Raw genomic sequence first — 7,512 nt, forward strand, 5'->3', positions numbered from 1 at the left:
CGCGCGGACGGGGCGGCGCGCGGGTTCACGACGCGGGGCCGGGTCCGGGGATCAGGGCTGCCGCGGGTCGGTGCGCGGGCCGAACCGGCCCGCCACCCGGCCCGCCAGCCGGACCGCCGCGAGGGCGACCGCGTACCCGACGGTGAACAGCGCCACCAGGAACAGCACAGCGGTCGCGTTCATGACGTAGTCGCCCGTCAGCGTGGGGGCGACCAGGGGCGGCACGCCCAGGACCACGGCCGTCAGTGCCGCCGAGCGGACCGTGCGGGTGGTGCAGGCGACGGCCGCACCGACGACCACCGGGGCGACGATGTGGAATCCGGTACGGAAGAACGTTCCGTCACCGGGGCCGGAGGCCAGGGCGAGGACGACGTCCGAGGCCGTGGTGGCGATCACGACCGCCCACGGAACGGCGGAGCGCGGTTGCGTGGTGCGGTCCGGCGGGGCGGCCAGCAGCACCAGGGCGTTGAGGGCGAACAGCACGGTGTCCGGACCGACCAGACCGTAGGTCAGCGGGCCCCGCGTGTACGCACCGGGCAGATCGGGGCCGACGAGCAGGACGAGCAGCGGGGCCACGACGGTGGCCGCCGCCAGCACCCGGGCCGTCGTCCAGCGGCCGACCAGGGCCGCGACGGCCATCAGCACCGCCGGGACGAGCAGTGCCATCGTGGCGGTGAGCGACCCGACGCGCATCCCGCCGTCCGGGTCGCCGGCGGCCCGGACCGCCCACCAGAGGTGCACGGCCGCGTAACCGCCGGCCAGGGCGGCGGCGAGCGGGGCCGCGGCGGCCAGGGCCCGGCCCGCCGGCCGGTGGGAGACCAGACCGAACCGGACCCGGACCCCGTGCCCCGCCACATCGGCCACCTCGCGCAGAGCGGCGAGCGGACCCGCGGTCCGGACGTGGCGCTCGGCGTGATCGGCGACCTCCGCCAGCGCGTGGGTGCCGTAGGAGGCCGGGTAGAGGGCGAGGGCGCGGCGCAGCAGGTGGGTCGTCAGACGGCTGCCCTGCCGGTCCTTCCGGCTCTGCTCCTGGTGACCCTGGTGGTCCTGGTGACCCCGGTGGTCCGGGTGGTCCTGGTGATCCTGGTGCGAGGTCATGCCGGGCCTCCCGCGAGCCTGTTCCGGGTGATGGCGAGGCGCCGGTCGGCCTCGCGGAGGGCGGCCCGCAGCCGCCGGCTCTCGTCGGTGAGGGCCTGGGTGCCGGTCGGGGTGAGGGCGAAGACGCGGCGGGGTCGCCCGTCGACCGTCTCCTCCCGCTCGACCCGGATGAGGCCTTCGGCGAGCAGTCGGTCGAGCGTGCCGTACAGGGTGCCGGCGCCGAGCCGGACCCGGCCGTCGGAGATCGCGGCGACCTCGTCGCCGAGCGCGTAGCCGTGCCGGGGCTGGTCGGCGAGGGCGGTGAGCAGCAGGAAGGTGGGCTCCTGCATGGAGCGTTTCTTCGTCACACCGGACACCATAGTACGGTCACCGTAGTGTCTGACAAGGGCGGGTGCGATCGGGGCGGGCACCACTCATCCACCGACAGCAGTGCGGCCGCCCGCTCCCTCACGGGTCACCCGAGGGGAGGGAGGAGCAGTAGGCACCCGGGCGCCCGGTAAGGCTTGCCTTGCCATGGGGTCGGGCCCGGCCCTATGGTGAAGTCCTCAGAGGACCTGAAGACCTGGGGACCTGAGGACTACTTGGGGAGAGTGATCATGTCAGACCTCCATGCCCTGACGCTGGCCGAACAGGCGGCCGCGGTCCGCGCGCGCACCGTCTCGCCGACCGAACTGGTCGACCACCACCTGCGCCGGATCGAGGAACTCGACGGCGTGCTCGGCGCCTACCGCACGATCGACGCGCCCGGCGCCCGCCGGGCCGCCCGTGAAGCCGAGGCCCGGCTGGCCGCCGCCGGGAACGGCGCCGGGACCGGGGACGCCACCGGGCTGCCGCCGCTGCTCGGTGTGCCGCTGTCGGTGAAGGACACCTGGCCGGTCGACGGGCTCCCGTTCACCGCGGGCTCCGCCGCCTTCGACGACCGCACCGCTCCGCGGGACGCCGCCGTCGTCGGCGCCCTCCGGGCGGCGGGCGGCGTGCTGCTGGGCACCACCACGGCCGCCGAGTTCGGCTGCTCCGCCTACACGGAGACGGTCCACGCCACCGCGCGCAGCCCGTACGACCCCGGCCGTGGCGCCGGGGGTTCCAGCGGCGGGGCGGCCGCCTCGGTCGCCGCCGGACTGGCCGCCGGGGCCCTGGGCAGCGACGGCGGCGGCTCGGTCCGGATCCCGGCCGCCGCCTGCGGTGTGGTCGGCCTCAAGCCCAGCCGGGGCCGGGTGACGACCGCCCCCGGCACGGACGCCTTCGGGCTGGCCACCGCCGGCCCGCTGGCCCGGACGGTGCCGGACGCGGCGCTCCTGCTGGACGTCATGGCCGGCAGCGTCCCGGGCGACGGCAGCACCCTGCCCGCCTCCCCCGCCGGCCGCTTCCGGGCCTGCGTCGAACGCGAGCCCGGCCCGCTGCGGATCGGGGTCCTGCCCCGGACGGACGGGTGGCACCCGGAGGCCGCGCTGGCCTCCCGCCGCACCGCCGACCTGCTCGCCGACCTCGGCCACCGGGTGGAGGAGGCCCCGCCGTTCGACCCGGCCGAGTACGTGCCGGACTTCACCGTGCTGTGGAGCGTGCTGGCCGCCGCCGTGCCCGTCCCGCCGGAGCGGGAGGACCGGCTGCTGCCGCTGACCCGCTGGCTGCGCGCCCGGGGCAACGAGCACAGCGCGGTCCGGCTGGCCGCCGCGATGGCCTCGCTGACCGCCACCGCCCGGACGATCTGCCGGCGCTACGACCGTTTCGACGCGGTGCTGAGCCCCACGACGGACCAACCGCCCCTGCCGGTCGGCTCGCTGGCCGACCCGGACGACCCGGAGCGGACCTACGCCCGGATGCTCGCCGTCACCCCGCGCACGCCGGTGGCGAACCTCACCGGCCGACCGTCGATCAGCCTGCCGCTGCACTGGACCCCGGACGGGCTGCCGATCGGCGTGATGCTGACCGCCCGGCTCCACCAGGAGGACCTCCTGCTCTCCCTCGGCGCCCAGCTGGAACGGGCCCGGCCCTGGCACCACCACGCCGCCCGGCAGGCGGCCGTACTGGAGCGGGCGACCGGGCGGGCGGCCCGGCAGGCGACGGCGCAGGCGACGGCGCGGCCCGAGCGGGGGACGCGATGAAGCGCGGACAGCTGGCCTTCCTGACCGGCACCCACATCGTCAACGACCTCTACCAGGGCGCCGTCCCGGCCCTGCTGCCCTTCCTGATGTCCCAGCGGCACTACAGCTACACCGCCGTCTCCGGCATCGCGCTGGCCGCGAGCGGCCTGTCCAGCGTGGTCCAGCCGCTGTTCGGCCTGCTGGTCGACCGCCGCCCCCGCGGCTGGCTCATCCCGGCCGGCTTCCTCACCGCCGCGGCCGGGATCACCGGCGCCGCCGTCGCCGACAGCTACCCGCTCACCTGGCTCTGCGCCGCCCTGGCCGGCATCGGCATCGCCGCCTACCACCCGGCCGCCACCAACCAGGCCCGGGTCGCCGGCGGACAGTCCCAGCGGGCGATGAGCCTGTTCTCCGTCGGGGGCACCCTCGGGGCCTCGCTGGCACCGGCCCTGGTCACCCTCGTGGTCGGCGCGTACGGCCTGGGCGGCAGCTGGCTGCTGGCCGTCCCGGCGCTGGTGACGGCCCTGCTGTGGGCCGCGCAGGGCCGGTGGCTGCGGTACCGCGGCCACACCCCGGCGACCCCGTCGGCCGCCCGGGGCGCGGCGGCGAGCGCCCACCGCGACGACTGGCGGGCGTTCGGACGCCTCGCCGCTACCACCGTCGCCTGGTCGGTCCCCTACGTGACGGTCACCTCGATGCTCGCCCTCCACATCCAGCGCGACCTCCACGGCTCGACCGGAACCGGCGCCGCCGCACTGACCCTGCTCACCCTGGCCGGGGCGGCCGGCACCCTGCTCGGCGGCTGGCTGGGCGACCGGCGCGGACGGATGACCCCGATCCGCACCGGCTACCTGCTGGCCGTCCCCGCACTGGCCGCCGTGGCCTTCGCACCCTCGGTCGCGGTCGCGATGGCCGGCGCGGTGGCGTTCGGACTGGCCATGTTCCTGCCCTTCGCCCCGCAGGTGACACTCGCCCAGGACTATCTGCCCACCCGGCCCGGCACCGCCAGCGGGCTGACCCTCGGACTCGCCATGTCCGTGGGCGGCCTCGCCGCACCGGTACTCGGCGGCCTGGCCGACGCACACGGCCTGCGGACCGTCCTCGCCCTGGTCCTCGGCGTACTGGCGCTCGGCCTCGGCTCCGCGCTGCGGCTGCGCGACCGCGCGCTGCCGGAGGCGGGGCCGGAGGAGGGGCCGGAGCCGGCCCCGGAGCGGATGAACGAGCAGGCCGCCACGGGTGCGGCACCCGGAGGACGATAGGGTCGCCCTCATGACTGTTCGCCCGGTACGCCATCGCTCACTGGTGGAGGAAGCCACGGCCGAGCTGCGCCGACTGATCGGCACGGGCGAGTGGCCGGTCGGCAGCAAACTGCCCGGCGAGGTGGAGCTGAGCCGACTCCTCGGAGTCGGCCGGACCACCTCGCGCGAGGCGGTCCGGGTGCTGATCGCCGACGGCCAGCTGCGCGCCCGTCAGGGCTCGGGCACGTACGTGGCCGCCGCCGCCCCGGTCTCGGAGTTCGACCGGGAGCTGCGGCGCTCGGAGGTCTTCGACGTGTACGAGGTCCGGGCGGCGCTGGAGGTGGAGGCGGGCCGGCTGGCCGCGCAGCGGCGCACCGAGGCGGACGTCGCCGCGCTCCGGGCGGCGCTGGCCGCCCGCGACGCGGCCGCCGATCCGGCCGAGCTCGTCGAGACCGACCTGGAACTGCACCGCCAGGTCGTCCGGGCGGCGCACAACCCGGTGCTCATCCGCCTCTTCGACTCCTTCGTAGACGCCCTGCGCGAAGCGGCCGGCCACGTGGTGGCCGACAACCGGCTCCACGACGGCGTCGAAGCGGAGGGCATCACCCACGCGCACCGCACCCTGGTCGAGGCGATCGCCGCGGGCGACCCGGACGCCGCCGTCGCGGCGACCCAGGCCAACCTGGACCACACCCTCGACAGACTGCGCGCCACGGGCACCGGACCGCGCTGACCCGGGGGCCGCATCCGCGCCCGACCGCGTCGGGCCCGGCCGCCAGTACCACCCAGGGGGCTCGGGCCGCCTGCGCCGCCGCACCGTCGACGCAGGCGGCCACGGCCACGAACCGGCACGGGCCGACGGGCGGCCACCACGCACTCCACGGTTCCCCACCGGGTCGGCGGCGGTGGATTCCGGGCTGCGCGCCCCGTCTGCCGACCTGCGATGAAGCCCCGCCAGTTGACGTGACCCTGTGCAACTGATCGAGTAGACATCGTGTAGATCGTGTGCGGATAATGCTAGTGGGGATTGGGCGGGTTCAAGGTCGTGACGAAGGAACCTCGTTCGGGCCGTGCAGCACCGTGCGCCGCGAATCGAGGTCGTACCGCCGAATGCGGACGCGGAGCCATGCCCTCCCAGTGCGTCCAGCTCACCAGCCGGGGCGGAGGGAACCCATGACGTACATCAACGGTGACCAGTACAGCGAGCAGGCCGTCGAGGCCCGCCACTGGTGCGCGGTCAACTCGCAGATCGCCCACACCAGCTGAGAGCCGCGACAGCCGGCGGGACGCGGGTCCGCGAGCATCCGGCCGGAGGGCCGAGGGCCACCGGAGGATCGAGAGGCGGGGGACCATCCGGATCGAACCGAGGAGAGGACGATGAGGAATTCCCGATGGAACTACGTCCTGATGGAAGGTGACGCGAAGACGCGCGGCGTGACGCACGGCGAGGCGCTGGCCGACCGGATCGTGGACTCGCTGGAGCGTGCCGACTTCATGTCCAGACAGGACACCAGCCTGCCGCCGTTCTTCCCGTGGGGCGCCAACGACGGCAAGGTCTACCACGCCGGCACCGACCCCAAGGACCTGACGTTCCAGGGAATCTGGGGCAACTCCTGCGGCCAGGAGTTCGACCCGGACACCTTCTGCGACAACCACCCGCAGTACGAGGAATTCCGCAGCCACATGGACCGCCGCCCGCCCGGCGCGACCTGGGAGACCTTCCCACCCGGCACGTAGCCGACACCCCGACGAGGTGCCGCGACGGATCCGCGGGCGCGGTCACCGCGGCCGACGGTGCGGGAACCCCATCGACGACAGGGGATTGACGATGACCACCACATCCACCTCGACCGAGGTGATCGAGGAACTCAAGAAGCAGCTGGACAACGACCAGAAGCTGGCCGAACTGCTGAAGGACTCACTCCAGCAGGCACGTACGACCGCAGATAAAAAGCTCAGGAAACCGTTGTTCACGGCCTTGGCCTGGCCGACGACCATTCCCGACTACCTCGACTACCTGACCACGTTCTCCGAGTGGAAGCCGAGGCAGGACGCCGAAGCGGCCTGGTCCGACGACAAGGGCGGGTACCAGGAGGTCTACGACCGGCTGTGCCACTTCTACTACCTCATCGACCAGAAGGTCACCGCCGACGACAACCGGATCGTGCAGAACGATCCGTGGTTCAAGGAATGGCTGGTCCGGTTCACCAAGGCGTGGGGGAGCTTCCTCGACACGACGGCGTCCTTCAGCGACGAGCAACTGAAGTCGTTCGAGGACGACGCGCCGCGCTACCGCGTCCAGGACTCGATGGTCGACGGCAAGCCGAACGAGCCGAGCGGCTGGCTCACCTTCAACCAGTTCTTCGCCCGCGAGCTCAACCCCGGCCTGCGGCCGATCACCGACCCGGAGCACAACGCCACGGTGACCCTGCCCGCCGACTGCATCTACAAGAAGCAGTACCACATCGAAGCCGACTCCGAGATCCACCCGACCGGCGATCCGCTACGGCTCAAGCTCACCCACGAAGTCACCACGATCCCGCAACTCCTCAGCGAGAAGAGTGAATACGGCAAGAAGTTCGCCAAGGGCACGTTCGTGCACTACTTCCTCGCCCCGTACTCGTACCACCGCTTCCACACCCCCGTGGCCGGGCGGGTGAAGGAGTGCTTCCCCATCCACGCGAACACCTACCTGGACGTCACGATCGACGGCAACGGGCAGTTCGACGCCCCGGACAACAGCACCGACGGCTACGAGTTCACCCAGGCGCGCGGAGTCATCGTGATCGACACCGCCGACTCCCCGTACGGCGACATCGGGCTGGTCGCGATCGTCCCGGTGGGCATGGCGCAGGTCAGTTCGGTCAAGATGACGATGACCGTCGGCGCCCAGGTGCCGAAGGGCGAGGAGTTCGGCTACTTCCTCTTCGGCGGCTCCGACATCATCCTCCTGTTCCAGGAGGGCAAGACGCCGGAAATCGACCCCACCGACGGGTACCACCACTACGGCACCTCGATCTCCGTCCCCCCGGCCGAGACGGACTACTGACCGCCGTCGCCGACCGCCGCCAGGTAGGCGGCGGTCAGCTCGGGGG

Annotated in this window: 7 protein-coding genes; 5 read left to right on the forward strand and 2 right to left on the reverse strand. The window is 73.5% G+C overall.

All coding sequences use genetic code 11. The features are described from left to right. Nucleotides 1-51: 51 nt before the first annotated feature. On the reverse strand, nt 52-1,098 hold the full coding sequence (locus ACFU6K_RS24415) for a hypothetical protein (RefSeq protein WP_380666351.1): 1,047 nt from the start codon (nt 1,096-1,098) through the stop codon (nt 52-54). Further along, entirely contained in the window at nt 1,095-1,427 is a 333-nt protein-coding gene (locus ACFU6K_RS24420) for a PadR family transcriptional regulator (RefSeq protein ID WP_380666361.1), read from the reverse strand. The genes ACFU6K_RS24415 and ACFU6K_RS24420 overlap by 4 nt, the downstream gene beginning before the upstream one ends. A gap of 267 nt (nt 1,428-1,694) precedes the next feature. On the opposite strand from ACFU6K_RS24420, the gene ACFU6K_RS24425 reads away from it, so the two are divergent. From ACFU6K_RS24425 to ACFU6K_RS24445, 5 genes are all read left to right on the forward strand, one after another. Next, entirely contained in the window at nt 1,695-3,200 is a 1,506-nt protein-coding gene (locus tag ACFU6K_RS24425; RefSeq protein ID WP_380666353.1) for an amidase, read from the forward strand. After that, a complete protein-coding gene (locus tag ACFU6K_RS24430; RefSeq protein ID WP_380666355.1) occupies nt 3,197-4,438 on the forward strand; it encodes an MFS transporter in 1,242 nt (413 codons plus the stop codon). Before ACFU6K_RS24425 ends, ACFU6K_RS24430 begins: the two co-directional genes overlap by 4 nt. A 43-nt stretch (nt 4,439-4,481) precedes the next feature. Beyond that, complete coding sequence (locus ACFU6K_RS24435) at nt 4,482-5,150, forward strand: FCD domain-containing protein (protein ID WP_234348598.1); 669 nt, start codon at nt 4,482-4,484, stop codon at nt 5,148-5,150. Between the two features lie 644 nt (nt 5,151-5,794). Continuing rightward, entirely contained in the window at nt 5,795-6,154 is a 360-nt protein-coding gene (locus ACFU6K_RS24440) for a hypothetical protein (protein ID WP_380666357.1), read from the forward strand. A gap of 91 nt (nt 6,155-6,245) precedes the next feature. Next, complete coding sequence (locus ACFU6K_RS24445) at nt 6,246-7,466, forward strand: phosphatidylserine decarboxylase (protein ID WP_380666359.1); 1,221 nt, start codon at nt 6,246-6,248, stop codon at nt 7,464-7,466. Nucleotides 7,467-7,512: the final 46 nt, after the last annotated feature.

The organism is Kitasatospora sp. NPDC057512, from assembly GCF_042802135.1.
GTDB lineage: Bacteria > Actinomycetota > Actinomycetes > Streptomycetales > Streptomycetaceae > Kitasatospora.